Annotated in this window: 32 protein-coding genes; 9 read left to right on the top strand and 23 right to left on the bottom strand. The window is 43.3% G+C overall.

What is annotated here, in order from left to right; all coding sequences use genetic code 11:
* Positions 1-12 precede the first annotated feature (12 nt).
* The 7 genes from QQK21_RS09425 to QQK21_RS09395 all read right to left on the bottom strand — a co-directional run bounded on the left by QQK21_RS09425 (position 13) and on the right by QQK21_RS09395 (position 4711).
* A complete protein-coding gene (locus QQK21_RS09425) occupies positions 13-681 on the bottom strand; it encodes a hypothetical protein (RefSeq protein WP_284191939.1) in 669 nt (222 codons plus the stop codon).
* On the bottom strand, positions 659-1141 hold the full coding sequence (locus QQK21_RS09420; RefSeq protein ID WP_284191938.1) for a phage tail protein: 483 nt from the start codon (positions 1139-1141) through the stop codon (positions 659-661). Before QQK21_RS09420 ends, QQK21_RS09425 begins: the two co-directional genes overlap by 23 nt.
* Complete coding sequence (locus tag QQK21_RS09415; protein WP_284191937.1) at positions 1141-1560, bottom strand: head completion/stabilization protein; 420 nt, start codon at positions 1558-1560, stop codon at positions 1141-1143. The genes QQK21_RS09420 and QQK21_RS09415 overlap by 1 nt, the downstream gene beginning before the upstream one ends.
* The gene (locus QQK21_RS09410; RefSeq protein WP_284191936.1) at positions 1557-1928 is read right to left on the bottom strand and encodes a hypothetical protein; all 372 of its coding nucleotides are present in this window, start codon (positions 1926-1928) and stop codon (positions 1557-1559) included. The genes QQK21_RS09415 and QQK21_RS09410 overlap by 4 nt, the downstream gene beginning before the upstream one ends.
* Positions 1929-2049: 121 nt before the next feature.
* A complete protein-coding gene (gene gpM / locus QQK21_RS09405) occupies positions 2050-2763 on the bottom strand; it encodes a phage terminase small subunit (protein WP_284191935.1) in 714 nt (237 codons plus the stop codon).
* A 15-nt stretch (positions 2764-2778) separates the two neighbouring features.
* Complete coding sequence (locus QQK21_RS09400) at positions 2779-3795, bottom strand: phage major capsid protein, P2 family (RefSeq protein ID WP_284191934.1); 1017 nt, start codon at positions 3793-3795, stop codon at positions 2779-2781.
* Positions 3796-3844: 49 nt separating this feature from the next.
* On the bottom strand, positions 3845-4711 hold the full coding sequence (locus QQK21_RS09395; protein WP_284191933.1) for a GPO family capsid scaffolding protein: 867 nt from the start codon (positions 4709-4711) through the stop codon (positions 3845-3847).
* 166 nt (positions 4712-4877) lie between these two features.
* Between QQK21_RS09395 and QQK21_RS09390 the strand changes: the two genes are divergently transcribed.
* The 3 genes from QQK21_RS09390 to QQK21_RS22310 are packed head-to-tail and all read left to right on the top strand — an operon-like array spanning position 4878 to position 8220.
* The gene (locus QQK21_RS09390) at positions 4878-6653 is read left to right on the top strand and encodes a terminase large subunit domain-containing protein (RefSeq protein ID WP_284191932.1); all 1776 of its coding nucleotides are present in this window, start codon (positions 4878-4880) and stop codon (positions 6651-6653) included.
* On the top strand, positions 6653-7687 hold the full coding sequence (locus QQK21_RS09385; protein WP_284191931.1) for a phage portal protein: 1035 nt from the start codon (positions 6653-6655) through the stop codon (positions 7685-7687). The genes QQK21_RS09390 and QQK21_RS09385 overlap by 1 nt, the downstream gene beginning before the upstream one ends.
* Complete coding sequence (locus tag QQK21_RS22310; protein WP_431313107.1) at positions 7684-8220, top strand: ogr/Delta-like zinc finger family protein; 537 nt, start codon at positions 7684-7686, stop codon at positions 8218-8220. Before QQK21_RS09385 ends, QQK21_RS22310 begins: the two co-directional genes overlap by 4 nt.
* A gap of 4 nt (positions 8221-8224) precedes the next feature.
* On the opposite strand, the gene QQK21_RS09370 is transcribed toward QQK21_RS22310, so the two are convergent.
* Positions 8225-8401, bottom strand: a complete 177-nt coding sequence (locus QQK21_RS09370) for a hypothetical protein (RefSeq protein ID WP_284191930.1) — start codon at positions 8399-8401, stop codon at positions 8225-8227.
* Positions 8402-8643: 242 nt separating this feature from the next.
* On the opposite strand from QQK21_RS09370, the gene QQK21_RS09365 reads away from it, so the two are divergent.
* From QQK21_RS09365 to QQK21_RS09355, 3 genes are all read left to right on the top strand, one after another.
* Positions 8644-8970, top strand: a complete 327-nt coding sequence (locus tag QQK21_RS09365) for a helix-turn-helix domain-containing protein (RefSeq protein WP_284191929.1) — start codon at positions 8644-8646, stop codon at positions 8968-8970.
* A 268-nt stretch (positions 8971-9238) separates the two neighbouring features.
* Positions 9239-9496: a hypothetical protein gene (locus QQK21_RS09360; protein ID WP_284191928.1), complete on the top strand. Its 258-nt coding sequence runs from the start codon at positions 9239-9241 to the stop codon at positions 9494-9496.
* Entirely contained in the window at positions 9474-10016 is a 543-nt protein-coding gene (locus QQK21_RS09355; RefSeq protein ID WP_284191927.1) for a DUF2335 domain-containing protein, read from the top strand. The genes QQK21_RS09360 and QQK21_RS09355 overlap by 23 nt, the downstream gene beginning before the upstream one ends.
* A gap of 62 nt (positions 10017-10078) precedes the next feature.
* Here the strand turns inward: QQK21_RS09355 and QQK21_RS09350 are convergent, their stop codons facing one another.
* The 11 genes from QQK21_RS09350 to QQK21_RS09300 form a co-directional block, all read right to left on the bottom strand.
* Entirely contained in the window at positions 10079-12601 is a 2523-nt protein-coding gene (locus QQK21_RS09350) for a replication endonuclease (RefSeq protein ID WP_284191926.1), read from the bottom strand.
* Positions 12598-13434 carry a hypothetical protein gene (locus QQK21_RS09345; RefSeq protein ID WP_284191925.1) on the bottom strand — a complete coding sequence of 279 codons (837 nt, stop codon included), beginning with the start codon at positions 13432-13434 and terminating at the stop codon, positions 12598-12600. Before QQK21_RS09345 ends, QQK21_RS09350 begins: the two co-directional genes overlap by 4 nt.
* On the bottom strand, positions 13431-13655 hold the full coding sequence (locus QQK21_RS09340) for a hypothetical protein (RefSeq protein ID WP_284191924.1): 225 nt from the start codon (positions 13653-13655) through the stop codon (positions 13431-13433). Before QQK21_RS09340 ends, QQK21_RS09345 begins: the two co-directional genes overlap by 4 nt.
* Entirely contained in the window at positions 13652-14194 is a 543-nt protein-coding gene (locus QQK21_RS09335) for a DNA methyltransferase (protein WP_284191923.1), read from the bottom strand. Before QQK21_RS09335 ends, QQK21_RS09340 begins: the two co-directional genes overlap by 4 nt.
* Positions 14191-14832 carry a DUF6012 family protein gene (locus QQK21_RS09330; protein WP_284191922.1) on the bottom strand — a complete coding sequence of 214 codons (642 nt, stop codon included), beginning with the start codon at positions 14830-14832 and terminating at the stop codon, positions 14191-14193. The genes QQK21_RS09335 and QQK21_RS09330 overlap by 4 nt, the downstream gene beginning before the upstream one ends.
* Positions 14832-15425 (bottom strand): 3'-5' exonuclease, encoded by a 594-nt coding sequence (locus QQK21_RS09325; RefSeq protein WP_284191921.1) that lies wholly within the window; start codon positions 15423-15425, stop codon positions 14832-14834. Before QQK21_RS09325 ends, QQK21_RS09330 begins: the two co-directional genes overlap by 1 nt.
* Positions 15422-15856: a hypothetical protein gene (locus tag QQK21_RS09320; RefSeq protein ID WP_284191920.1), complete on the bottom strand. Its 435-nt coding sequence runs from the start codon at positions 15854-15856 to the stop codon at positions 15422-15424. The genes QQK21_RS09325 and QQK21_RS09320 overlap by 4 nt, the downstream gene beginning before the upstream one ends.
* Before the next feature lie 63 nt (positions 15857-15919).
* On the bottom strand, positions 15920-16255 hold the full coding sequence (locus QQK21_RS09315) for a hypothetical protein (protein ID WP_284191919.1): 336 nt from the start codon (positions 16253-16255) through the stop codon (positions 15920-15922).
* 9 nt (positions 16256-16264) lie between these two features.
* The gene (locus QQK21_RS09310; RefSeq protein ID WP_284191918.1) at positions 16265-16804 is read right to left on the bottom strand and encodes a phage regulatory CII family protein; all 540 of its coding nucleotides are present in this window, start codon (positions 16802-16804) and stop codon (positions 16265-16267) included.
* Positions 16805-16813: 9 nt separating this feature from the next.
* Positions 16814-16960 (bottom strand): hypothetical protein, encoded by a 147-nt coding sequence (locus tag QQK21_RS09305; protein ID WP_284191917.1) that lies wholly within the window; start codon positions 16958-16960, stop codon positions 16814-16816.
* A complete protein-coding gene (locus tag QQK21_RS09300; protein WP_171758009.1) occupies positions 16957-17157 on the bottom strand; it encodes a Rha family transcriptional regulator in 201 nt (66 codons plus the stop codon). Before QQK21_RS09300 ends, QQK21_RS09305 begins: the two co-directional genes overlap by 4 nt.
* A gap of 191 nt (positions 17158-17348) precedes the next feature.
* Here QQK21_RS09300 and QQK21_RS09295 point away from each other — a divergent pair, with 191 nt between their 5' ends.
* From QQK21_RS09295 to QQK21_RS09285, 3 genes are read left to right on the top strand one after another with little or no spacing between them, the layout of a single operon-like run.
* Entirely contained in the window at positions 17349-17957 is a 609-nt protein-coding gene (locus tag QQK21_RS09295; protein WP_284191916.1) for a phage repressor protein CI, read from the top strand.
* A 23-nt stretch (positions 17958-17980) separates the two neighbouring features.
* Positions 17981-19039 (top strand): hypothetical protein, encoded by a 1059-nt coding sequence (locus tag QQK21_RS09290; protein WP_284191915.1) that lies wholly within the window; start codon positions 17981-17983, stop codon positions 19037-19039.
* Entirely contained in the window at positions 19039-20085 is a 1047-nt protein-coding gene (locus QQK21_RS09285; protein WP_284191914.1) for a phage integrase, read from the top strand. The genes QQK21_RS09290 and QQK21_RS09285 overlap by 1 nt, the downstream gene beginning before the upstream one ends.
* 244 nt (positions 20086-20329) lie before the next feature.
* On the opposite strand, the gene QQK21_RS09280 is transcribed toward QQK21_RS09285, so the two are convergent.
* Genes QQK21_RS09280 through QQK21_RS09265 form a run of 4 tightly spaced genes read right to left on the bottom strand, consistent with a single transcriptional unit; the run spans position 20330 to position 24392 of the window.
* Positions 20330-21235, bottom strand: a complete 906-nt coding sequence (locus QQK21_RS09280) for a L,D-transpeptidase family protein (protein ID WP_284191913.1) — start codon at positions 21233-21235, stop codon at positions 20330-20332.
* A 1-nt stretch (position 21236) separates the two neighbouring features.
* Positions 21237-22652 (bottom strand): deoxyribodipyrimidine photo-lyase, encoded by a 1416-nt coding sequence (phrB, locus tag QQK21_RS09275; protein ID WP_284191958.1) that lies wholly within the window; start codon positions 22650-22652, stop codon positions 21237-21239.
* Positions 22652-23440, bottom strand: coding sequence for a MerR family transcriptional regulator (locus tag QQK21_RS09270; protein WP_284191912.1), 789 nt, complete (start codon positions 23438-23440; stop codon positions 22652-22654). The genes phrB and QQK21_RS09270 overlap by 1 nt, the downstream gene beginning before the upstream one ends.
* A gap of 1 nt (position 23441) precedes the next feature.
* Complete coding sequence (locus tag QQK21_RS09265; RefSeq protein ID WP_284191957.1) at positions 23442-24392, bottom strand: YbgA family protein; 951 nt, start codon at positions 24390-24392, stop codon at positions 23442-23444.
* Positions 24393-24744: the final 352 nt, after the last annotated feature.

Here is a 24744-nt window from a genome sequence, read left to right as displayed (position 1 = left end):
TCCTCTCTTCGCCTAGCGGTGCTTGGCTTTTTCGATGTTGCGTAACAGTCGTTTAGTGACCAGTTCTTTTCGGGTTCCAAGCAACTCACGTTCTGGTGTTTCTATCGTCCAGCTCTGTTTCCCTTTCGGACTACCTGAACGCATCATGCGGATAATTAGCCCTGCTTGACCTAACGTCAGTCGCTTTTGAATATTGCGTTTACTCAGGCGATTAAATCCGCCATCTTTTCGCCTAATTTTGTAACCTAATCGGCGCAGTGCATGAGCTTGTTGGTCAGTGGCTTGCGCTTCATAATCAGGTTGTCCAAACCTTTTGTTCTGACTTTTTATGTGCTGCCTGGCGGTGACCGTCTCTGTCATGCCTTGTTGATGCACAGCGGCTTTTTTTGCCTGAACCCTGCTTTTCCACGTTAAGTCGAGATCCTTTGCTCCGTTCTTAACGTAGGGTTCCATCCCGTTGGCAAAGCTCGTTAGAACTGTACCTTCGCCTTTCTTTCGCTTGTCATACGCTTTGTTTTTAGTGTCTTTTTGACGCTTAATGCGGCTTCGGGTATTGCGTATTTCCCAGCGACCTAAATCTTTTAGAATCCAAAATCGTTTCTTGGGTGTCATCATCAACGCTTCAAGTGCTTTTCTGGCGCTGATTGCATCATTAGCGTTAAGCGTTATCGTTGGCTGCATTCGTGATTTCGCCTTCTTTCGCTATCCAGATTTCTACTGGATTCACTCGATAAGTCTGGCTGTTCCAAAACACTAACCCTTTGGGGTCTGGTATCAATTCAATGGGTTCTTCAAAGGCAATTTTTATCAATACATCTGCACTTTCTTCATTGTTTACATCTATCTCGATATCAGGATTGCCAAGCTCTTCGTTGTCGTCCCTTTCAGGGTCAAATTCAGAAATCCAACAAGCCACCAAAGCAAACAGAGTGTTGGGGTCCAATTTGTTATGAGGGAAGCTCTCGATCAATATCCCCGCTTGGTAAAACCAGTTAGCAATTCGATAGCCGCCATTGCCTCTGTCTTCACCATTCACTATCAACTCACCGCCAGCTTGAGTCGCATGAATCTTTTTCGCGTGAACGTTACCTTTAAGTTGCTGACATAGGTATTGGTGTAAGGCTTGCAATTTGGTTTGCATCAGATCAAGTCCACCTTGTTAACACTTCTACCGAGCAATAAACTAACGTCCCGTTTTGCTTGCGTTCTAAATCGGTCAGCCTGTTTAAAATCGTCTTCGGCTGTATTTTCTGCCGCTTCTCTTCGGTCTTGAGTTGCGAACTCTGGCAATAAATCAGCATGAGCAGTTCCATACGCCGCACGCTTATAAACGGATGCTTTCAGCGTATCGAATGCAGGTGCTTCACCATCGACCAACAATTCATCCAGTTCACCTTGCACGTACAAACTAGCGGCTTGAAGTGCAGTAATAATTGAGCTTTCATCGAACAGCGAAGGAATACGTCTCATCTGGCGGAACTCACTGGTTTTCAGTACAGGCCAGCCACCGGACTCTATGTCTGTATTTGCATTTTCTTCGACGTATCCACCAAAGCTCATCGTTCAACACTCGCCATTTGATGAAGAACGAACATAACTACCGATGCGATCACTGCAGCGATTAACCAGACTGCTCCCGTAATCCAATAACCAAAATAGATAAATGTGCAGCCGATCAGTGTCACCAGTGTTGATTGCAATTTGCTTTGCCAAGGCTTTAACCCAGATGTTCTAATCCGATCCGCAAAGTCATTTAACTTCTTGTCATCAAAGAATACGAAGAACATGCAAATCAGTAAGGCTGCATTGAGCCAAGCGGCTACCAACGTCAAATTAACCACACCTTCACTGACATAGCCCAACTGGTGATTCACTAACACCGCGATCACTAGCATCAAAGTAACTATCCATCTGACTAAACTCTTCATACTCAATCCTTACGATTCTTCAAAATAGGTGCGCTCTAGCCACTGGGTCGACGGTTTACAATGAACCTTTGCGGTTATTGCAACCTCGCCAGCCGAGCGCGGTGGCGTAGGAGTCTTTGAGTTACAGATTTTTGCCTTCTTGTAAGGCGTTAATACGACTCTTAATTTTGTTAATGTGCGTTTTCACCTGGGCTTTTTCGCTTTTGTCGTCAGCGTGCTCAAGCAGCACTAATGCTTTTTGCAATGTTTCCACACAACCCACCGAAGAAGCGAGTGGTTTACCTTCTTCATTTCGAATCAGGTGCAAACCCGCAAATTTGTACCATTTGGCATGAACCTCTTCATGTAAACGCCACTCTTTTTCAACCTTCTCGAATACCTGGCTAAAGTACGGCTCTACACTGCGACCTTCTGCAGACTCTTTCTCTGCCCACTGAAGAACAAAATCCGCACAGACGGTTCCCCAGTCTTTTCGACGCCAGCCCTCAGGAAGAGGCAAGCCCAAATCGATAGCTTTGAAACACCAGTCGATTGCCAATTCAAGCTCTTGGATATCGAACAACCACACGATCATGTCGCTGAAAATAGGGTTCGAATACACGTCACCATCTTCTAGGTATTTTTCGATATACGGCTTGTACTTAGGCACTAATACAGAACGTTTATGTTCCACTCGATCAGCAATGGCGTTAAAACCTTTTAAGTACTTGCGGTCTTTTTCGAACTCGATGAGCTTTAAATGAAGGCTATCGGTGTTTACCACTTCAATATTCATTGGCTCTTGTTCGGCTTTCATATGCGCCAACTTATGGCGCATTGCTGGGGATAAGTTCATGACTATCGGCTACCTTCATTCATCATCAGGCTTAGGCGCGATATGGACTTTCGCTGGGTTATATGCAGCAAAGGCCTCAAGAACCCCCACGGCATACCCTTCCATACGCCAGTAAGCATTTTCAAACTGCTTACGGTCTTCTTCATGCTTCGCTTTACGCTGGGTAGTACCATGCTGTGTCAGCACTTGCAGGTTGGTAGGAATGGTCACAACCATCGCATTATCTGGAATGAACGGCGGCACATAAGCAGGACGGCCAGCGATAGACTTATCCAGTTTTTGCGCAGCGATTTGCTCTGTTGGCGTGTCGGCTTTGCTGTACGTTTTGTACTGAGCCGCACCAACTAGACCAGAACCAACATAAACAGTTAGGCGTGGGTCATTGCGGAACGCTGGGTGAATCTGGTTGTTGATGATGTCCGATGCCATCGCATCAAGCGTTTTGTAATCGCCAGCGTCATCAAAATAGACATCTTCATCAACAATTTGTGATGGCTTCTTCTCTAACACGTACTGATACCAACCTACGTTGACATCCTGACCAAGTGGGTTGGTCGTTGGGTTAGTTGTTGCAGCAGCAGACACACCATTCCAACCAACACGAATGATATCGAGTGCGAACATCTGGTTAGAGAATTCAGTCAGCAGTTTCATGAACTTGCCACGACCGCCTTGGTTAGCCCACTGACAAAGCATTGCCCAAGTAATTGCAGCACATGAGTCTGTTTCAACTAGCTTGTATTTATGACCGCCAACACCGAGTTGTTTAGTGAAACGACCATCAGCTTTACGACCGGTATACAGACCGCTAACGCCAACATCGACCACTTGACCTTCGATTTGGTCAACGGTTGTTACCGTGATCATTTTTAGAAACTCTGCCGATTCGACGATAGCCGCACGCAGCTTAGTTTCTAACTGAGGTGATACATTGAACAATTGAGCTACATTGGTGACACCATAGCTCTGCGCTAACTTCTGCGCGAAATGGTCCATGTTGTCACGGGCTGATTGAGTAAGAATCTGCGACATTACGCGATCTCTCCTAATTTAGTTAATTCAGTTAGCCAAGTTCTGCGGTTTAAACGGGGCTGTAATCGTCACCGCTACCAGCGTCATTAGGTTCTTGACCTGGTACTTCTTTCGAAAGTTGGTTGAACTTAGTTTCTAAGCCGTCAACTTTTTCCAACAATGGTCTTAGCTGCGTTTCCAAAGTGGTAGAAAACTGCTCAATGGTTGCACCTGCATTCTGTTTGTCAGGCGTTTCTGGTGTTTCGCTTTGCTCTGGAGTTGCTTGCAAGTTGAACTCTTCTTTCAGTTCTTTTTTGAACTCGCCTTTGAACGCAGAAAACTGCTCTTTCAGTGCGGCTTTTAGTTGCTCTTCGGTCACGTCGGTGTCCTCTACTTTTGATGGAGTTTCTGGCTCTTCATCGCCAGAAGAGAAAAATTCATTGAATGCCGCCAAAAAGCGGTCTTTCTTGGTGAAACAGGCTGAGAAGTCGATTTCTTCGAGAGCGCTGCATTCAAGTTCGGTGGTTTCGCCTTGCTTACGAGAGAACTGAAGGAGCGATGTACCTGTGGAGGCTGGGGAGTCAGTCGCAGCTAGGCCCATTAAATAGCAACGCCCTTCGCCCTTGTAGTCGGGATTTGGTTCAATAGATGTAAATAGCTTTTGCTTTTTACGATTGGCTTCTAGCATGTAATCGTTAGGCTCAAGCTTTGCGAACAAGCGTAACTTGCCACCTTTTTCTTCAGCTTTTAGCTCTACGACTTTGCCCCAGTTTTCACCGTAGCCATAAAAACGGCGGTGTTCCGGCCAAATCAGTGCTGTGTACTCTTTGGTGTCATAGCTTGCAGCCATCTGCTCTATCCACTCACGGGTAATTTTTCTCCCGTCAACGGTTGGACCTTCTGTTGCAATGATTTTCCAGTCACTAATTTTTGGCATTGTCGCTCTCAGGTTAGTTATTCACATCTCTGTTTGAGCAAACAATACGCCTTTGAATAAGTCGTTTCAGCCACTTCAATTCCTAGAAATTCGGATTTAGCCCATATCCGAACTCATCCGAATTTTGCTTAGTCATTTGCGAGTTTTCGGGGCGTATGATGCGCTTATGGCATATTCAGATGAAATAAGAGAAGCCGCCAAAAGGATGTATATCCGTGGCGTACTTCCTAAAGAAATAGCAGCGGAACTGAGCTTAAACAGTACACGCATTGTTTATACCTGGGCGGAGAAATTCGGCTGGGATTTACTCGTTAACGATTTATCTGTTGAAGAGATGATTAACCGCCGTTTAGCGGTGTTGATTGATAAAGACGAAAAGAGCGACCAGCAGCTCAAGGAGATGGACCGTCTTATCGAACATCACGTTAAACTACTCAGGGCAAATGCTGACGCTAAAGCCAAAGCTGAAAAACGCTTAAATCCGCCAGAGCCCCAAGCTCGAAATGAAAGCAACAGCAATAGTAATGGCGACGGTAAAAAGTCACGTGGACGTAAAAAGAAAAACAACGTCGACCACCTAACCTCTGATGACTTTGCTCCATGGCACAATTCACTTTATGCCTTTCAAAAAGTCATGCGTGAGAACTTACATCAGCGCATTCGCAACATTTTAAAGTCTCGACAAATTGGCGCGACCTATTACTTTTCTGGTGAAGCCTTTGAAGATGCGGTAATCAATGGTGATGATCAAATATTCCTTTCAGCTTCACGAGCTCAAGCCGAAGTATTCCGCACATACATCATTCGTATTGCTAAAGAGTTTTTCGACCTTGAACTATCTGGCAACCCTATTGTGCTCTCTAATGGCGCAACTCTTAGGTTTCTATCAACCAATGGTAAAACCGCACAGTCCTACAGTGGCCATTTATACACCGACGAATATTTCTGGATTAGCCGATTCGAAGAAGTAAAAAAAGTGTCGTCCGCTATCGCCACTCATAAGCACTGGCGCAGAACGTACTTTTCTACCCCATCAAGTAAAACTCATCCAGCCTATACATTTTGGACAGGTGATGCATGGAAAGAAGGCAAAGATTCTCGTAAAAACATCGAATTTCCTACATTCGATGAATTTAGAGACGGCGGTCGATTATGCCCTGACAAGCAATGGCGTTACGTCATTACGATTGAAGATGCGGTTGCCAGTGGCTTTGACCTAGTAGATCTTGAAGAGCTCCGCGATGAATACAGTGATGCAGAGTTCAACAACCTGTTTATGTGTATTTTTGTCGACGGTGCGAGCTCCATTTTCGAATTTAACAAAATTCAGAAATGTATGGTCGACTCAGGAATATGGCGAGACTACAACCCCGACGACCCTCAACCGTTTGGCAATAGAGAGGTTTGGTTAGGTTACGACCCTTCACGCACTCGTGACAATGCGGTACTAATGGTAGTTGCACCACCGATTGTCGCTGGCGAAAAGTTCAGAGTGTTAAAGAAACTAAGTTGGCGAGGTTTAAGTTTTCAGCATCAGGCCAATGAAATCGCCAAAGTATTCGAACGCTTTAACGTGAGTTACCTTGGTATCGACGTCACTGGTATCGGTGCAGGCGTTTACGACCTACTCCATAATAAATTCCCACGTGAAGTGGTACCCATTCACTATTCGAACGACAGCAAAAACCGACTGGTAATGAAAATGATTGATATCATTGACAGCAATCGTCTTCAATTTGACGAATCACTCAAAGAAACCGCAATGTCATTTATGGCGATAAAACGGGTGCCGACGAATAGTGGTAACGCCTTAACGTTTAAAGCCGATCGAAGCGAGTTGGTTGGTCATGCCGATGATTTCTGGGCACTCTCACACGCATTGATTAACGAACCTATCGATCACTCAACAAAACGCAAATCTACCTACGCAATGGCAGCATAATGACAGAGAAAACAACACACCTTGTAACACAACAAGAAAGTCAATCATCATCGGTGTATGGCGTAGACCTTGGCGCACCAGAATCCATCGATTCAAATAGTTGGATGACAAACTACACGGACTTGTTTTACAACGACACTGACGACTATTGGGAGCCGCCGATTTCCCCCGAGGGGTTGGCAGATATAGCAAGGGCAAACGCCTACCATGGTTCGCTTTTAGTTGCCCGTGGAAATTATGTCACTGGTCGTTTTCAGCAAGGTGCCATCCGTCGAAAGCAAATGCTGGCTTTTTGCCGTGATTACTTCCAATTTGGTCATGGCGCATTATTGAAGATTCGAGATCACTTTGGTCGAGTAGTTCGCTTTCATCCATTGCCTGTTATGTACCTTCGTAAACGCAAGAATGGGAAAATCGTCATTTTGGAGCGTGGCAACAAACAACGCTCCTATAATCCAGATGATGTCATTTTCTTGAGCCAATACGACCCACAACAGCAAGTTTATGGAGTGCCTGATTATCTCGGCAGCATTCAAAGCAGCATGTTGAACCAAGACGCCACATTGTTCAGACGTCGATACTACAAAAACGGTGCCCACATGGGTTTTATCTTCTATGCCACTGACCCTAACTTAAGCGATGAAGACGAGAAGATGCTGAAAGAAAAGATCGCCAGTTCAAAAGGGGTGGGTAACTTTAGAAGCATGTTTGTAAATATTCCCAACGGTCATGAAAAAGGCATTCAGTTGATACCCGTTGGTGATATAGCCACAAAAGATGAATTCGAGCGAATTAAGAACATCACAGCTCAAGACATCCTTGTTGGCCACCGATTCCCAGCAGGCAAAGGGGGAATGATGCCTCAACCTGGTTCAAACTTCCCAGACCCAGAAAAGGTCGGGCGCGAGTATGACAAAGACGAAATCATACCTGTATGCGAACTGATTATGGATGAAGTGAACAACGACCCGGAAATCAGAAACATAAAAAGCCTACATCTAAAGTTTGATGTAGTGAGTGGGGAACAATCATGACACTGTACAAAAAAACATATATTGACGTATTATTAGACTGTCAGTCAGCTATGTTAGGTCAAAATATGCGAGTTTATTGCAAGTGTGGTGAACGCGCGATTGTAAGTAGAAGCATCACCAATGATGCCAATTGCGCAGATTTATCTTGTTCCTGTTCTAACCCAGATTGTGGGCATACCTTTGTAAGTTCTATTAGCTATCGCCACTCACTCAAACAGTCAAAGCTTCACTGTGGACTTGGTGCGATGAGTAAACCGTCAATTGGTTTTGGGAAAATGCTTGGTAGTAGGATTCAATGCGGTTGTGGCGAACGGGCGGTGATTAATAAAACCAACCGCCTATCGAATGACTGTGCAGATTTGTATTGTGAGTGTAAGAACCCAGTGTGCGAACATCAGTTTGTAATGTCTTTGTATTTTAGCCACACGCTAAGCCCATCATCAAAAGATACAAGAGAGTTAGCCGATTGTTTAGTCAAGGTACTTAAGCCTGATCACCGAGACTACCTAAAACAGCAACTCGCTCTGTTCTGATACGTTAGTTTCTTAAGTCACGTTTGTAGTTGTGGGCAGCTTTTAGCTGCCCTTTTTTGTGAGCAAGAATAATGGAAATGAGAAACATACCAACATCGTGATTTTCTTCGTGATTCCCGCTTGTATTCTCAGCCAAAGCGCATAAAACAAACGCCTCCGCCTTATTATGAAGTTCAGACATTAAGCCTCCTGACAGATGCAATTTACTGTATATTAATACAGTGGTTTTTATGTAACAAATTTATTATGAGTGTTTGTCGTCTATAATTTTATGTAATGCGACATTAACCCACGGATTGCCCGCGCATACTACATAAGAGGCACATCGGGTAATTTTAACTAGATCACTATTATTTTATCGCTCGTCACTGTTGGCCTTTTTGATAGGTAAATAAGTCAAAATTGACTTATAAAAAGGTTAATATGTCATCAGTCAATAAAGAAATTGAGCCGATAATAGAGTATTTAGTCCATCTCAGGGTGTCCAAACGAGTCACTCAACAGCAGATAGCTGTTGCAGTAGGTATTAAGCTTTCAACTTATCAACGTCTAGAAAGAGGCGAACGAGATCCCAAGCTGAGCGAGTTAAAAAGCCTGTTTAAGTACCATAGTGTTACTTGGCTAGATTTTGCTTACCTAGAGCTAGGTAAAAGACCGATATATGATCCTGACTTGGCGGCGGCGATAAAGCAGTTGCCTGACCATCTCCGCAAGCCAATTCTAGATTTAATAAGGGCTGTTAGCCACTAAAATGGGCATCTTGCCCTCCATTCAGACTACGTAATCAATTGAATCAAAATTGAGCCGAGTTGAGCTGTAATACTCAATGATGAACGATGATATTGGTGAACATTGACACATATTGAGAAAATTCTTATATGTTAATCATTGCTGCTTGGCTTCAAATCTAGTAATCTTGCGATAAATAAAACATTTACTACTATAACTATATATTCATACTCACCACAAATGAGTATGCTTTGGCCGAAAGGCCCGTATTGGAGATCGAGGTGTAGCTATGAATGCATTTTTAGCAGGGATAGGTAAAGCCTTATCAGTGTGGCCGAATACAGACTACGACCACTTTGTCCCTAAAGTTAGGCCAACTGTAAGAGCATGGACTAGAGCTCAAGGACAAATTAGCGAGAACTGGAGCAAAATAGAAGCAAGCTACTCAGAAGTTCAAGCGCTCAATTGTTATACACGCGCTCGCAAGGGCGACATAGTTCGTATTAATCGTGGCGATGTTGTAGATGCAGCAAGACAAGGTAAGTAACAAAAATCTTCCACAGGATGAACAAACCACTCAAGAGGTTGAACAAGATGTTCAACCTCTTGACGTTCTAATTAATGAAAACCCTGAATTAGCAGAGGCAGTTCATCAAGACCCTAAAGTTGGTGAGTTTTTAGAAAAGTCTCCAGAGCTACAACGAGCCCTATTACAAATCACTCATCAGCAACACTTTTCTGGGCCAATGCCTCCGCCTCACCTGCTCGCTGAGTATGAAAAATTAGTACCTGGCATATCGAAAGAACTATTCACTGGTGTGCAAGAAGATTCAAAACACCTCCGCACGATGGAAACAGGTGCACTAAATGCAAAGAGAATTGAAAGTGTACTGGGTCAAGTATTCGGTTTTCTAATTGGTTTGTTTGCAATTGGATGCGGCACCTATGCTGCAGTCAACGGAGCTCAAGTTGCAGCTAGTTTCATTGGCGGCGGTGGCGTTGCGGCTTTGGTGGCAGTATTTGTGTTAGGCAAAAAACCTAACCCTCCACAAAAACCATCAGAATAAAAAGCTCTAAAAATCAAAATGGGTAAATTAGGCATATTGTTTAATTTTCCTGTCATCAAGCGTTACACCAAAGGCCAATCGTCCCCATCAGGGAAAATCGACAGGTCGGGTTGTTGATACTCTTGCTTTTCTGGTTGGGCGAATAGGTTGTCCCAACCCTCGAAATCCATCCAATTGGTGTCGTCCGAACGTTGACGACTCACTTCTACCAACTGGGCAGGGCGTTTATTGCCGTGTTCGTCTACCTCCGCAGGGCGGATTTGGATACTGGTTGCATCGTCGATGCGGATTGAACTGCCTTTTAGCAGTGCGGCCAGTGCCGCTTCATCGATATTTGGTGGAGAGTCCACTGATTTTTTATCTGGTTCTAATAATCGGGTTAGCTGATCGCAGACCTGTACTTTCTCAGGCTCCGTACAGTTATTGACAGAACTCCGAGAGGAGCCAGAGGCTCCAAAAGCGGTCGCTTCGCTCCCAAGAACGCACGTTTTAGCTTCATCGTTAACCTTTGATTTCTTCTGAATCGTCCAAACTTTGGTGCGTGTTTTGATGGTTTCTTCTGGTGTAGTGAAACCCTCAATTTTGCGAACGTCCTCGCCATGTGGTGAAGCGAACGGCAGAACTTCATAAGAGTTCACGATCAGCAAATCTTTGCGCTTAACGAATGGGCCACCTTGCCCCATGATGTAACCTCGCCAATTACCATGGTCAGCAGCTTTTAAAGTGTCTGTGATGCTTGCGTCTTCGGTCTTCATGCGTGACTGGTAACTATCACCAATCACTTTCATTAACTCTTCATTGGTGATCAGCTTGCTAGGTTTAATAGGTCCAACAAGATCACGTTGCAGCATTGAGTAGATAGTGAGTAGGTCAACACGCTCTTGCATGAAGAGGTATTCCATAAACGCTTTTTTGTTCTGGTTAGCGAAGCGGCGTAGTTCACGGTAAGTCGTGACTGGTGCGCCACCGAAGAACTGGAACTGGCGAATGTTCCAACGGCTTTTCCAAGCACTAACATTCTTCGCCATGTCTTTGACTGGTTTGCCTGTTTCGTCCGAGATCTCGCCGTCCATTGCAAAGCCGTCAATGTTCTTTGAAATGTATTTAGCGATATAGCCCGTTGCAGTGCCTTTCTCTGGGTCAATAAAACCAAAGTCACAACGTGGGCGGTAATCTAGCGGCCCAACGTAAGCACATTTGCGGAATGGCTTTTTCTTCTCTTTCTCAAGCTCAGGGTGCAGTTCGCCACGGTCTTCTTGCGTGGCATAAGAAATAAAGATGTCACGCACTTGCATCACATCTTCTGGTTTTACCCAGATAAGCAAATGCCAGTGTGGTGTGCCGTCATGGTGTGGCTCAGCGACACGTACACCAAACCAGCGGATTTCTTCACGACCTAGTTTGGCGCGGATTCGCTGCCATACGTTGTTTAGGTAAGATTGCGCATCACGTGGGCTTGCACCGTTCCAGTGACCAATAAAGCCGCCTTTCTTGTACGAGTTGTGATACTTAGAAGGCGTGGTCAAGGTTAAGAACAGGCCTTGCAAACCCAACTCGTTACCAATGTCTTCACAACCACGGCAACGCACCATCAATTCATGACGACGAATGGCAGGGTTAGCCACACTCTTTTTGACCATATCCCATAAATCAGCCTCTTCGCCTGTTTCTTCATCTAATAACTGGCATTGCTTGATGTATTCATAGCTAGCAGTTTGCTGCGCTTGGTGCTCTCGAACACAATCCCATGACGCATAAGGTGATGCTTTTGAAGAAACTTGCCCCATAGCAATGGCTAGGTGCTCACGCATGATTTTGCGTGTTTTGTTAAGGCGCCCATACCACCACTTTTCATCTAACATGCGTGAAATGTCATTCAGTGCGGTTAAGTCGGTTTGTTTCTTTTTCTTGCGCGGTGGAGTCATACCAAAGTGGCAGACAAATTCGGCTAGTTCTTCATAGCCGATCACCTCTGGAATTTCGTCTTCATCCAGTTCACGATTAGCCACACGTGCAGCGATAAGAGGAAATTTAGCCTTAGTGATTTGGCTAATCTTGAAAGCCATGTCTTTAACTTCTGACGGCTCAAGCTCTGCCAGTAGTCGGCTTTTAACTGGCTTGCGATTGCGCTCTGCCTTTTCGAAGTCAAAACGCATTTGCTCTTTTTGTGCAAAGTCGCTTTGCTCAGTGTCGCTAAACTCTTCACTAAGCAAAGAAACCTTTTGGGTTGTCGGTAACTTTTTGTATTTGCGTAAAACCATCAGCGCACGTTCAGCGGCTGGCCCCATACGTTCACGCAAAAATATGTTGGCATCTTTACGACCTTTCTTTTCGAACACTGAAACATAACGAGTAACAAAGTACTTGGTTAGGTAGTCCGGCAGGTCTTTAATCTTATCTTTCGCCCACTCGAAATCGTCTGGGTTAGCATCAAATAGCTTACGTTCCAGAACACTAAGATCATCAGGCTCAATAATTGAGTTGTATCGACGCGAACCAAAGCAGCCCGCTTCAACCTCAGTTAAAGGGGCTTGCCATGGAAAATCGTATAGGTCGATTTCAGTTGGTTCTATTAGGGTGTTCATACGAAACACATGCCCGTATCGCAAAACTGGTCGAATATATCTTGCTGTTTCGGCTTGGTAGTAAAAATAATCTCACCCAGTTGCACACCAGACTTATGCAAGTACAACCAAGGAAAATCTTGCTGTAGTTCTTGTTCAAATTGACGAGCAGCAGCAAAATCTTGCGGGACATTTTCTTTCATCCAGATCCATTCTTCATCGTGACGATTTGGACACATCCAACACGCAGAACGTGGCGGCTCTGGTAGACCAAAATATTGCACGATTTGAATTGCTTGCTCACGCAGGATTTCTGCTTCAAATAGTGGGTAACGCTTTTGCCATTTTCCAGATGGGTATTTAACTCGATTGCGCTCATCGAAAGACATTCCTATCCAGAAATCTACACCACGTTTGGTTAACTCCTTTTCTCCAAACCTGTTGTTTAGGTACCTTTGTATCGGCTCCACTTTCCACTTGCTAGAACAGAACCCCGGCTGCTTACCTAACTCTCCTTTTGCACTTCTACCATTGAACTCAGTGAAAAACGCAGGCAGCACCGTTTCATCATCGCTCTCAGTACAAATATCGTTATTTGTCCAATCAGATTTAGGAACGATAACAAACTCAACTCCCATTTCATCGCAAAGAGGTTTGATGTGTCTTTTATGGTAATCAAATACATTGCTCGCTTCGCGCTCTGTATCAGCCATGATAATCAAGTCTGGCTTTGGAATTGCGCCAATATAAATAAGCACAACCATACAAATAGATTGAGTGCCACCACCACTTGATAGAACTTGTAAACGACCATTGCTGTTAGGTACAAACTTTCGGCGTAGTTCTACTTTCATGACTTCACTCCCTCTGATGTCCAACCGTGAATATCTTTCACAGTGCCTAAATCTTTTGCACTGGTTTTACCTGCCAACAGACCTTTGATGGTGTGCTGGCAACCACTACAACCACAGAAATCACCACCGCATTCACACTGTTCTTCTGAGTTATGACGAGCCGCTGTGAAAGGTTTAAGTTTCAAGCAGTCTTGGCAAAGCACTTGTTTTGGTTCGCTCATGCTGCCACCTCATGACCAACTGAAACGATATGGCTTAGCCCTTGAGGAATATCGAAGCGGTTGCCGTTATCCCAGATAAACCAAGCGTATTCACACGAATCTGAACCACCGCCAACAAATCGAGGGTGAGGAATGATGATTGGGCACTTTGGTGGAAAGCCGATTTCAAACCAGAATGGCAAACGCTTTTTAGAGCCTAAATAGTTAACACGCTGCAGGTACGCCATTGTCCCGTCTGGGGCTAACTCACTTAGGCTTTTGCGAATGAATTCTTCCGTTAGTGAAAAAGGTGGATTGGTAATGATCACATCTTGGGTACCGAAATCAGTTGTTAGGTAATCAATACCTTTTTCGATTTCAGCAAATGACTTTTGGCTTTGTGGCAAAGCTATCTTGTCGAAGATTGCACCATTACCGTAACAAGGTTCTAAAAACTTGTCGGTTGGTCGAACGGTTAACTTTGATAGTAAAGCGTCGACAACTTCTGGCGGCGTTGGGTACAGCTCATGAGGTTGCACTTTTCCGGTAGTTGAACTCATGCTACCACCTCTGAACAATCAACAATGAATCTTTGGTCTAACGTAGGCAAGCGGTCGTTATGCGCCCCTCTCTCCATTAGCCTTTCTTTTTCAATTGTTGGTAGCGTAATGTCCTCTACTCGATTGACCATCACGACATCTTTGTATTCATCTTTAAGCGAAATATTTTCACCACGTTTGTGGTACTCACATATAAGAAGATCCATACGAGGTTGTGTATTAACGGGCGGGTCAATTCTAAAATCTGTAAGCCAACGGCTTTCAAACCCACACTGAGCATATTGCATAGTATGGTCGTCACTGATCACATCAAAATCAGTATCAGCTACGGTGTAATTAACTCTATGGGTAAGTGTCTTCTCTTGTTCATCTGTCCAATTGGCACACTTAGCTTTCCAGCATGTAATCACTGAAAAATTCGTTAGTTGTTTATCAACTTCCAAGTACAGACCATGTACTGCCTTGCGTCCAACCTTTCGACATGCAACATGGTAGGATTTGTTTGGAAATGGTTTTCTAACTACAAGGTCTTTACCACCCGTTAGAGTCACATTTAGCTCTGGAATCTGAACGTCGATTAATTCCAAATCAACATTTGAATAACGATTCATTATTTGTGGTACGAGGTGTAATAACATTACGCTTCCTCCAGTGGCAAACTAGCAACCGTTGCACAAGAAGAAAACGCATTCCAAATCGCTGAAACGTATTTAGCTTGGAACTTCGCATCATCTAGCGCGGAATGGTGGACACCTTGACGGGTAAATGTTGTTTTCGGGTCAATGCCAAGAATCGAACGTCCCATTTCAACAATGGTTCTCACGTCACGGTCATTCCAATGAGAAAAGTGAGGTTTGATGCGAACAGCTTTAAAAGCATTCGCCAAGATCACATTATCGAATCCACTACCATTACCCCAAACTTGAATGTCTCTTGAGTCACCAAGATCAGCAAACCACTGGTTCAACTCAAGCAAAGCATCTTTCAAAGACGACTTAGGCGTATCTCTCAGGAAGATTGAACGAGCTTCTTCACTCTGGGTAAGCCACCAAGTTACTGTCGATGCATCAATATCGCTGCAGTAAGCAGAACTATTAAGATTAACCACTACTTCAAAATCAGCACCAAGTGCGCCAGTCACAGGTGAAAACACAACCGCACCAATAGAAACGATTGCTGCATTGCTCGTATTTCCCATGGTTTCTAGGTCTAACATTACGTGTGTGCTCATGCTGTCACCTCCGCTTTTGCTTCGGCTTCTTCACGAGCTTCAATGATCAGCTCGGTGAGTTGTCCCTCAACAAACAAAAGTTGCTCAAACGTATTTTCCTGATTTAGTCGGATATCCTCAGCCAGTAGGGTCTGCTTTGGTATAGATGCTTGATATTTTGTATCTGCTGGGTTTGCATAGACTTGTAAACGATTTACATGTCCGGAAAAATTAACAAACACATGAATCACATCAGTGTTTGCCATTGCCAACGCATTAATTGCGTTAACGATGTCGAATACTTCTCTGTCAGTGTTCAGTCCTCTAAGTAACTTCTGTTTGCTTGCTAAAGCTTCAGCAGGCAAATCGACGTGACCAATTGAACCGACATTGCGGTTAATAACTTGATCTATGAGGTTTCTTGCTTCGGTAAGTGTTTCAAATGTATTCATCTTCTATGCTCCTACGCTAAGACAAAAAAAAGCCCCCTATTACAGGGGCAAGGTTGGCTAGGTTTAATGGGTACTGCTGAATTGGTAATGTCTGAGGCGGCGAACGTCCCCTAAGTGGAAGTCGAAACCTGCTATTGCATCTTTTAGGTAACACATACCCTTGCGAACTTTATGCAGCTCAAGGTCTGTGAAATCTTCGAACTTACGTTGGTAGTCTTTTGGAGGCATTCCGCCTGCAATAAGAATCAAACCACGTGTTTTATCTGGTAGTGAGTTGTAGTACTTACGCAACTTTGCGCGTCTTGCTGAACCACTAAACAACGCCCTACAGCTCTCAATGCTTTCCTGTGCGTTCGGTGCTTCTTGTTGCTGTTCTTGTTTATGTGCCAACTGATTCACAACTACTCCTTAGGCTAAGCCGGGTATGGGAGCACCATTAGCCAGAAAGTCTGTGCCCATTTGTACAAGTGGCTGCAGGCCTGTGGTGCGGTGTTCGAGGTCATTGATTAGCAAAACCAAGTTGCCTAAAGCAGCTTGTGCCTTGGCTAGTGTTTTGCGTTTAGTAGATCGCGGTAAACGCTCTGCGGTGCACATGGCCAACGCATCGCTAGAAAGCTCACCAGAATGGGTGTTGAGTTGTAGAACTCGTTCAAGCAGGTTCAGATCATCTTCTGCTTTTGGTAGTGGGATAGTGACCACCCCATCATCTGCAAATAACGTATTTACGATTGAGTAGTCCCCAGAAACACGGCTGATAGAAGCAAGCACAACAGGTCTAAGCACGTGCGGTTGGTTTGGGTTCAGCATATTGCGAAGCATTGTACCGTTAAGTTCTAGCTTTCTGGCAATCGCTTCAATATCGTGATTGACAACAAAATCGCAGCAAGCCGCATCAAAAGCTTGTTGTTTGCGTTCACGTAATGCGCACATTGAGTTATTTTCGTCCATAACTAATACTCAGTTGAAGAAGATCGGTACGAAAACGAATGTCCAACCAATGATATTTAGCCATAGCGGACATTTGTCTGGATATTTGTCTTCCCAAGACTCACTCATGGCATCTTGCTGGGTGAGTTTGGTTTTAGGTGGGATAGCGAAGCTCATACTTGTTGCTCTGCAGCACGTTGATAAAGCTTTACCAAGTTGATTAGAACGCTGCCGCTTCTGCCTTTTTTTTCTAAGATAGGGATTTCGCCAGCAGTAATTGCGCGGTCAAGTGAAGATGACGACCAACCAGTGCGACGCAGAAACTCTTTTTTAGTACAAAAAGGTGCGTCAACCGCTATTTGAATACTTGCCATAAGTGGTATCCTACTTGTTTGTATGTACTTGATGGTGATTGAGTTAGATTGATTCACCAATTTTGTGTATGTGAAAAGCCTACGATCATTTTTTCTTGTTTGCAAAATTTATTTTTCTTTAATGAGAAATTTTAATTACTAACGTGATCTAGAACAATTCACTTACCTATTTGAATAGGAAAATTTCTCTTATGGGCAGGTTGAAAGCAAAAATTCCTCCATTTGAATATCTTGGAGGTCGGAGTTTCACTGAAAAGCTCAAAAAAGTTACTGGTTGTAAGACTTTTGAATTAATGAGTGACCGCTACGGTGTGCCAAACTCAACTTTCTCTACATGGCACACTCACAATCGAACTGGTTTTGAACTGATAGTTAGGGAGCACTTAGCCACTGGTGCATCTGTTCGCTACATGGCTTTAGGTGAGGGTGAACCGTTCGGTGGAGAGTCAAAAAATGCTCTAACTTCAGAAGAAATGCAAAAATTCCACCTTATCGATGGGGCTTTAGTTGAAGCAGGAAAGACCGCTTTGGATTTGGTCACACTGGATAAATTTGGACTTAAGCCCTCTTTCACCCAAGTCATTGAAGACGATTCCGGTATCTATTACATCAACAAAGAGTCAACCGACCCAGTAGCAGGTGATTACCTTATTGATGTGGATGGCCGCCTATCGATCAACTATTTGCAGCGACTACCTGGCAAAAAATTAGCAATTGCATTTGGCGCATCAACCATTGAAGTATCCGAAGAGGATATAAAAGTACTTGGGCGTATTGCGATGGAGATGAAGAAGAAATAATAGTTGGCTAGGAGTAGGAGTTTATGAATAAATTTTTGTGTACCTTTAGTTTAATTCTTTCAACAACAGCTATTGCTCAAGATGAGTTCAAAGTTACAGATGTCGTGGACAGTTTCACCTTAAATGGTCAACCTGCTGCGAGCATTCTCTATTGTGCAACACAAAATGATGCTGATTGTCTTAGTTTTACTTTAAATAGAGATAGCTTACTAAAGCTACTAAATGAAGGACTCATTAAAAACCAACAAGGCAACAACAAAGACTTTGATGTAACTTCGAGCATAAACGGTCGCCGTAGTACGATCTCAGAAGAATTCACTTCTGGTGCATCATTAAAACTAATGAACCGGCACAAAGACAATAAAACTCTGTCCATCGACTATTTTGCTCAACTTTACAACACTCCTGACAAGCAATTTCCCGAAGGTTCTTACATCAAATTTGAAAGATCTAACTTCATATTGGAGGAGCCACACTACACCACACTTCTTAATATCGTCCTAGACAAACCAAGTAATACGCAATTAGCCCAACTGAATGATTGTGATTATGCAGGTCAAATTATGGGGGCTTTTGAACCTACTCTTGCAAAGATGATGACTATGACCAACTCAACCTATCAGCAAATAGCTGAATGGCGAGTTTCTACATTTTCACCTCGAGTTAGTGAAATCGAAAATAAGTTCAGCCTAACTCCTTCTGAGGCTATTGCTGAGAATCGTGAGATTTCATCTATTGTCTTATCGGATGTAGTCAATCGCTCAAAAATTTTCATTCAAGAAATATTTTCTACAGCTCGTCACAATAAATCTGATGAGGGCATTAAAGAACAGTTAAGAATAATGAAAGGGGCAATATTGACTTACGCCCAAAAATGCACCCCAAAAGAATTTGAACAATATAACCAACCCCAAACGGAGAAAAAGCAAACCACAACAGCCAAAAGTCCAATCATAAAGATGAGCGCTTCTGGTATTTGTCATTCACCTAACAGTTCTTGGTATAACAGAACTAATGATTATACCGCTTATAAAAGCATCGAAAGCTGTATCGCTAATGGTGGCAGGTTGCCAAAACAATAATGAGCGTTCGTAAAGTAGAAGACGGAAACAAAAAGCCATGGATTTGCGAGTGTTACCCGCAAGGCCGAAGCGGTAAGCGCATTCGCAAGCGCTTCGCAACCAAAGGCGAAGCACTTGCATTCGAAAAGTTCACAATGAACGAAGTTGACGATAAACCTTGGCTTGGTAACAAAAAGGACTTGCGCTCTCTTCAAGACCTAGTCGAGCTTTGGTACAAGCTGCACGGACAGTACTTAAAATCAGCTAAAAAAGTTTACCCTCGAATCTGCAGCATAGTTGAAGAACTGGGTAACCCTCTTGCAATCAAGTTCACCGCAAAAGACTTTGTTCACTGGCGTTCTAACCGAATAGCGAAAGACCGATACGGGAATGAGATGACTACAGGCAAATTAATTTCTGCACCTACTAATAATCTCGATTTGAGATATTTAAGGGCTGTCTACAATGAACTGATTTCACTTGGGGAATGGACGCAACCGAACCCACTTGCCAATGTTAAATCGATTCAAGTCACTGAGCCAGAAATGGGGTTTTTCTCAAATGATGAGATTACTGCACTATTCAAAAGGATCAACAAAAGTAAACGGGCTAAAGAGTATGAACTAATCTGCAAGATTTGCTTGTCTACAGGTGCACGTATTTCCGAAGCTAATAACCTTCGTCTGCCACAAATCACGAAATACAAGATCACGTTTCTTGATACCAAAAGCAAAAGGAACCGCACTGTGCCTATCACTGAAAAGCTCTACCACGAGTTAATATCGTTTGAGCGAACAGGCGAAAAGGATAAGTTATTTAAATGCTGCCGACACGGAATCGCCCACATTGTTGATCGTACATTTCCCGACTTACCGGATGGGCAAAATACACACGTGTTTCGCCATACCTTTGCAAGTCGGTTTATGGAAGCAGGCGGAAATATTCTGGTGTTACAAAAAATACTTGGCCATAGTGATATCAAAATGACTATGCGTTATGCCCATTTTTCCCCTGATCACCTTATTCAGGCGGCGGAATTAAATCCTATTTCTCGTTTAGGGCTATAGCTATAAACCGCAGTAAAAATGGCGACAAAATGGCGGCAAATTTTCTTAATATTGATGATTATTGATTAATATTGATAAAACAAGCTTTTCATAAGGCATTGAAATAGATAAGAAATCATTGATTTCATTAGACTTTGGATAGGTATCAGCATTATACTAAATAAGTCTGCCAATATTCGATTAGAAAGGGCCTGTCATTGCAGGCCCTTTCTGTTTTAACCATATACGTCGTTTAACATTTTACCTACTCGATAAAACTGGGTGACACAACCTCAACAGGCACACCGTTTTGGGCAAGGATCACCGCTTTAGCTTTCGCATCTGACAAGTCAAATTCATCTAACCACCAGCGCAATTCTTCGGGTAAGACTAAGGCTTTTTTACTACCATCACTGCGAGTTAGAGGTTCATGCGCTTCAACAAATACGCTTCTATCGGGTTCCAGTGCCACTTTAATCGGTTCATTAATGACTCGCACTTTTTCCCCTAAATTGACCTTGGGAAATAACCAGTCTATATCTTTCGGGTCCATACGAATGCACCCTGAGCTTACACGAAGGCCAATACCAAAGTCTTTATTTGTACCATGGATAAGATATTCTCCCACACCATATGCTAATCTCATCGCATAGTCTCCAAGTGGATTATCAGGACCTGCTGGCATTATGTCTGGAAGCTCAATACCTTTTTCTCGATACTCTTTCCGAATAGACTTAGGTGGCGTCCAGGTAGGGTTCTGTTTTTTCTGGCTAACACTTGTTTCCATTTCAGGTGTATCTCGACCAATCCGGCCAATACCCACAGGAAAAATATGCACCAAATTTTTATCTGGCTGAAAATAATACAAGCGCAGCTCTGCAAGATTAATGACAATCCCTTCTCTTGGCACATTTGGCAATATGATTCTCGTTGGTATGGTTAGTACGTAGTTCTCGGAGGGCAAAAAAGGGTCAACTCCTTTATTGGCCGCCATTAAAGACAAAAAACCAACATCATAGCGCTTTGCAATGTCCGCAAGACTCTCACCTGCAGCAACTTGGTGGTATTGTGTCCGACCAACAATATTGCTTCCTTCGGATGGCAGTTGATACGTTGCTGCGAATGCAGACAGACTCAAGCAATATAATAGTGGAACAAGACTGCGCAGCATGTTAAGCGTCCTTAGCTTCTTTATAAAGACGTAAGGTTACTTCTCTCTCTACCTTGTGATCAACTATTGGTTGAGGATATGACAGATTTCTCACATCAGGCCAAGCCCACGGCTTATGAATATATTTGTCTGGGACATTAGCGAGCTCTGGAATCCATTGCCGAACAAACGCCCCAGACGGGTCAAATCGTTCACCTTGGGTAATGGGATTAAAAATTCTGAAGTAGGGCTGTCCATCACATCCAGTGGATGCACACCACTGCCACCCACCATTATTGGCGGCGTAATCACCATCAATTAAATTGTTAATAAAATAGCGCTCACCGACCCGCCAATCAATGTGCAAATCTTTTATGAGAAAACTCGCCACAATCATCCTCAGACGATTGTGCATCCATCCTGTATGATTCAGTTGTCGCATCGCAGCATCTACAATTGGGTAACCTGTCTGACCATTTTCCCACGCCTCTCTCCATTGAGTATTGGTATGCCAACGTAATTCATCCCCCCAATCAAGAAAGCAACGGCCTTTACTTAGTTTAGTTTCAAAGTAAATAAGGTGCTGATAGAACTCTCTCCAAATCAATTCGCTCTGCCACACTTCTCTCCCTTGGCTTAATGGTAATGTTTGCCCGTACATAAGCCGAGCCATACACTGGCGAACAGATAATGCACCAATAGCGAGATATGGCGATAACTTACTGGTTCCTTGTATCGATGGAAAATCTCGCTCCTTGGCATAACGGTCTATGAGATTAGCATCAAACTCTCTTAGTTCAGTAATGATAGAACCAGTATCTGCTTGCCACTGGGTGCTGTCTTTTCTTGGATAATTGAATAAAACATCTTGGTGAAAGGCCAAGCTACGCATAGCGGATGGTAACTCTGCCTCTACTGCTGTTTGAGCTTTTTTGACGTCAAATGAATGCATTCCTAATTTTGCTAGGTAGGCATTTTTAAATGGCGTAAAAACTTTAAAGTAGCTGCCTTGTTTATTGATGATAGTTCCAGGTGCAAAAATACATTTATCTTCACAACACTGAAAATCGATACCATCAATTGACAATTGACTGGCAAGACGGTCATCACGTTGACATTCATGCACTTCATACTCACGGTTGACAAGTACCATGCAGGCATTAAGCTCTCTTGCAACCTCAGCCACTCTAGACGCACTGTCAGAAAATCGTGGAACTTCGTCATACAACAATTCAATATTAAGTGCCGACAACTCCTTACTCAGCTCACAGAGTCGACGAAATATTAAGTCGGCTTGAATCGGTGCTAAACCATGGCTTTGCCATGTTTCTGGCGTCGCGATATAAATACACACCACAGGCCCACCGCATACAAGAGCCTCATTCAAAGCAGTATTATCATCAACCCTTAAATCTCGTCGTAGCCAAACAAGCTTCATCATTCGCCCCGTAATTGTTGCAAAAGCTCTGAGACAACGAGTTGTCCTGAAAACGTTGCTTCAAGCTGGTCAAGTACCATCAGCTGAGATTCACTGATTGCTGTCGCACTGTATATACCAATCATAGAAAAATCATCAATGGCTGGATGCACCACAAGTCCAGATAAGTCTTCAACTTCATCGAGCATAGTGACATTTAAACCTTGCTCAACCAAAGACAATGCCAGTAAACGAGAGCCAATGTCGGTATTACCTGAAGTGCTCACAAACAAAGCACGCCCAGTACGAGAGGCTTTGTTCTCAGCATCGATTATCGAGTTTAGCTTACTGAGCATCAGTGAGTGGAATAGTCCATGTTGAAGTGATCGCAAAGATGGACGAACAGATGAAAGAGCTTGCTGTATAGGTTGGATAAACTGCTTATCAACGACTTTTAACGGATACTCCTTAATCACCCCATTGATAATTGTTTCCGCTTTTCCTTTATTCAGCTTAGCCAACGCGTCCAACACCAACTCCACATCGTCTAGCTGGTGTACTCGGCCCTCTACTTGGAAGCCATCACTATTGCCTGATTCCATCAGGGCTTTCACTTTACCTATCGACACACCTTTGTTCAGCCATGCTTGGATTTTGTCAATTAAGTCAATGTGCTCTTGAGTGTAGAGCCTATGACCTTTTGAGGTTCTTTCAGGCTCTATTAAACTGTATCTTCTCTGCCAAGCCCTCAAGGTCACAGGTTTAACGCCTGTTATTTCTGAGATTTCTCTTATTGCGTATTTCTTCATTTTATAATCCGTACCTCAGTCTCATTTCCTGAGGATGAGGCTGCAAAAACTTTTGTTCTAATAAATAGTCGTCTGGATAAGTGGCCAAATAATGCTTAATTAGAGTGATTGGCGCTAGCAAAGGTAACGTCCCCTGACGATATTCTTCAATAACAGCACATAACTCCGCTTTCTGATGTTTGTCTAAAGCTCGCTTAAAATAGCCTTGTATATGCATAAGCACATTGGTATTGTTTTTTCGGCTTGCTCGGTTTGAGACTGCCTTCATCAAACCATCTCGATACTTTTGGTAAAAAGTGATTGGATCGTAGTCTTTGGTGTTGGCAACCAAACGACCCAGCTCTTTATAGGATTGAGGATGATGGGCCATCAACGTCAGTTTGTATCGAGAGTGGAAAGCCACTAACTTTCCGGCAGTTGGCTCATCCCCCATCGAATCGTAAAAATCTTTCAACACAAAAATACGAGCAATAAAGTTTTCTTTTAAAACGGGGTCGTTTAAGCGTCCGTCTTCTTCAACAGGAAGCCAAGGCATCTGTTTCATCAACTCCTGAGTAAATAGGCCAACACCAGTATTATCCGCTCCACCTTTTCGATACACTTTGACTCTCTCCATGCCGCATGTTGGCGATTTAGCACAAACGATATAACCGCATAAATCTTGAGTCTTGAGTTCACCCACTTTCTGCTCCGAATAATCAAGCATGTTGGCAGTGTGTTCGTTTTCAGGATTTTTAGTCTCAACCAGTGCAATTCTTTCGTCGTTAGATATCAGACGAATGGTTGGTCTTGGTACGGGCATCCCCATCCCAACCTCAGGACAAACAGAGATAAACTCAAAATACGGTGCTAACTCTTTCGTCACGAACTTACTGATTTTATGCCCAGAGTCGAAACGGACGTTTTCACCCAGCACACAAGAACTGATGCCTACTTTAATTGCATTTGTCATCATTTCATCCCTCAGCAAAAGGTATACAAAAAAAAATCTTGTATAAGAAATAGCACAACTTCATACAATTGTACAAGATTTAAATTTGTATAATTTATCTTTATCTATTCAGCCGCTGATTTGGTTCAAACAAAAAGCCCTCATTTACGCAAATCGATTGCTTTAACTCTTTCAACACAAAACGTTATCAATGTAACTAACAAAAGTAATTAGACTGACTTTTGTGACATAAATCGCATGGAAAAATCATCGATCTGGCTAGTATCTCGTTACTGATTTTTCCCAGTCAATGTGATCACCAAGCGATTCTGTCGTACCTTAATTACCAAGCGACTTTGTCATTACGTTAACT

It is taken from the genome of Vibrio zhanjiangensis (assembly GCF_030161235.1).
GTDB lineage: Bacteria > Pseudomonadota > Gammaproteobacteria > Enterobacterales > Vibrionaceae > Vibrio > Vibrio zhanjiangensis.
This window is presented reverse-complemented; position numbering and strand designations above follow the sequence as displayed.

What these genes read in the sequence shown, in the direction of transcription:
- QQK21_RS09335 (WP_284191923.1), bottom strand. Translation starts at nt 14,194, where the DNA reads ATGAGTTCAACTACCGGAAAAGTGCAACCTCATGAGCTGTACCCAACG.
- QQK21_RS09395 (WP_284191933.1), bottom strand. Translation starts at nt 4,711, where the DNA reads ATGCCAAAAATTAGTGACTGGAAAATCATTGCAACAGAAGGTCCAACC.
- QQK21_RS22310 (WP_431313107.1), top strand. Translation starts at nt 7,684, where the DNA reads ATGACACTGTACAAAAAAACATATATTGACGTATTATTAGACTGTCAG.
- QQK21_RS09410 (WP_284191936.1), bottom strand. Translation starts at nt 1,928, where the DNA reads ATGAAGAGTTTAGTCAGATGGATAGTTACTTTGATGCTAGTGATCGCG.
- QQK21_RS09365 (WP_284191929.1), top strand. Translation starts at nt 8,644, where the DNA reads ATGTCATCAGTCAATAAAGAAATTGAGCCGATAATAGAGTATTTAGTC.
- QQK21_RS09370 (WP_284191930.1), bottom strand. Translation starts at nt 8,401, where the DNA reads ATGTCTGAACTTCATAATAAGGCGGAGGCGTTTGTTTTATGCGCTTTG.
- QQK21_RS09325 (WP_284191921.1), bottom strand. Translation starts at nt 15,425, where the DNA reads ATGAGCACACACGTAATGTTAGACCTAGAAACCATGGGAAATACGAGC.
- QQK21_RS09265 (WP_284191957.1), bottom strand. Translation starts at nt 24,392, where the DNA reads ATGACAAATGCAATTAAAGTAGGCATCAGTTCTTGTGTGCTGGGTGAA.
- QQK21_RS09320 (WP_284191920.1), bottom strand. Translation starts at nt 15,856, where the DNA reads ATGAATACATTTGAAACACTTACCGAAGCAAGAAACCTCATAGATCAA.
- QQK21_RS09330 (WP_284191922.1), bottom strand. Translation starts at nt 14,832, where the DNA reads ATGTTATTACACCTCGTACCACAAATAATGAATCGTTATTCAAATGTT.
- QQK21_RS09420 (WP_284191938.1), bottom strand. Translation starts at nt 1,141, where the DNA reads ATGCAAACCAAATTGCAAGCCTTACACCAATACCTATGTCAGCAACTT.
- QQK21_RS09295 (WP_284191916.1), top strand. Translation starts at nt 17,349, where the DNA reads ATGGGCAGGTTGAAAGCAAAAATTCCTCCATTTGAATATCTTGGAGGT.
- QQK21_RS09290 (WP_284191915.1), top strand. Translation starts at nt 17,981, where the DNA reads ATGAATAAATTTTTGTGTACCTTTAGTTTAATTCTTTCAACAACAGCT.
- QQK21_RS09355 (WP_284191927.1), top strand. Translation starts at nt 9,474, where the DNA reads ATGCAGCAAGACAAGGTAAGTAACAAAAATCTTCCACAGGATGAACAA.
- QQK21_RS09390 (WP_284191932.1), top strand. Translation starts at nt 4,878, where the DNA reads ATGGCATATTCAGATGAAATAAGAGAAGCCGCCAAAAGGATGTATATC.
- QQK21_RS09280 (WP_284191913.1), bottom strand. Translation starts at nt 21,235, where the DNA reads ATGCTGCGCAGTCTTGTTCCACTATTATATTGCTTGAGTCTGTCTGCA.
- QQK21_RS09415 (WP_284191937.1), bottom strand. Translation starts at nt 1,560, where the DNA reads ATGAGCTTTGGTGGATACGTCGAAGAAAATGCAAATACAGACATAGAG.
- phrB (WP_284191958.1), bottom strand. Translation starts at nt 22,652, where the DNA reads ATGAAGCTTGTTTGGCTACGACGAGATTTAAGGGTTGATGATAATACT.
- QQK21_RS09285 (WP_284191914.1), top strand. Translation starts at nt 19,039, where the DNA reads ATGAGCGTTCGTAAAGTAGAAGACGGAAACAAAAAGCCATGGATTTGC.
- QQK21_RS09400 (WP_284191934.1), bottom strand. Translation starts at nt 3,795, where the DNA reads ATGTCGCAGATTCTTACTCAATCAGCCCGTGACAACATGGACCATTTC.
- QQK21_RS09345 (WP_284191925.1), bottom strand. Translation starts at nt 13,434, where the DNA reads ATGAAAGTAGAACTACGCCGAAAGTTTGTACCTAACAGCAATGGTCGT.
- QQK21_RS09310 (WP_284191918.1), bottom strand. Translation starts at nt 16,804, where the DNA reads ATGGACGAAAATAACTCAATGTGCGCATTACGTGAACGCAAACAACAA.
- gpM (WP_284191935.1), bottom strand. Translation starts at nt 2,763, where the DNA reads ATGAACTTATCCCCAGCAATGCGCCATAAGTTGGCGCATATGAAAGCC.
- QQK21_RS09300 (WP_171758009.1), bottom strand. Translation starts at nt 17,157, where the DNA reads ATGGCAAGTATTCAAATAGCGGTTGACGCACCTTTTTGTACTAAAAAA.
- QQK21_RS09350 (WP_284191926.1), bottom strand. Translation starts at nt 12,601, where the DNA reads ATGAACACCCTAATAGAACCAACTGAAATCGACCTATACGATTTTCCA.
- QQK21_RS09425 (WP_284191939.1), bottom strand. Translation starts at nt 681, where the DNA reads ATGCAGCCAACGATAACGCTTAACGCTAATGATGCAATCAGCGCCAGA.
- QQK21_RS09305 (WP_284191917.1), bottom strand. Translation starts at nt 16,960, where the DNA reads ATGAGCTTCGCTATCCCACCTAAAACCAAACTCACCCAGCAAGATGCC.
- QQK21_RS09270 (WP_284191912.1), bottom strand. Translation starts at nt 23,440, where the DNA reads ATGAAGAAATACGCAATAAGAGAAATCTCAGAAATAACAGGCGTTAAA.
- QQK21_RS09385 (WP_284191931.1), top strand. Translation starts at nt 6,653, where the DNA reads ATGACAGAGAAAACAACACACCTTGTAACACAACAAGAAAGTCAATCA.
- QQK21_RS09340 (WP_284191924.1), bottom strand. Translation starts at nt 13,655, where the DNA reads ATGAGCGAACCAAAACAAGTGCTTTGCCAAGACTGCTTGAAACTTAAA.
- QQK21_RS09360 (WP_284191928.1), top strand. Translation starts at nt 9,239, where the DNA reads ATGAATGCATTTTTAGCAGGGATAGGTAAAGCCTTATCAGTGTGGCCG.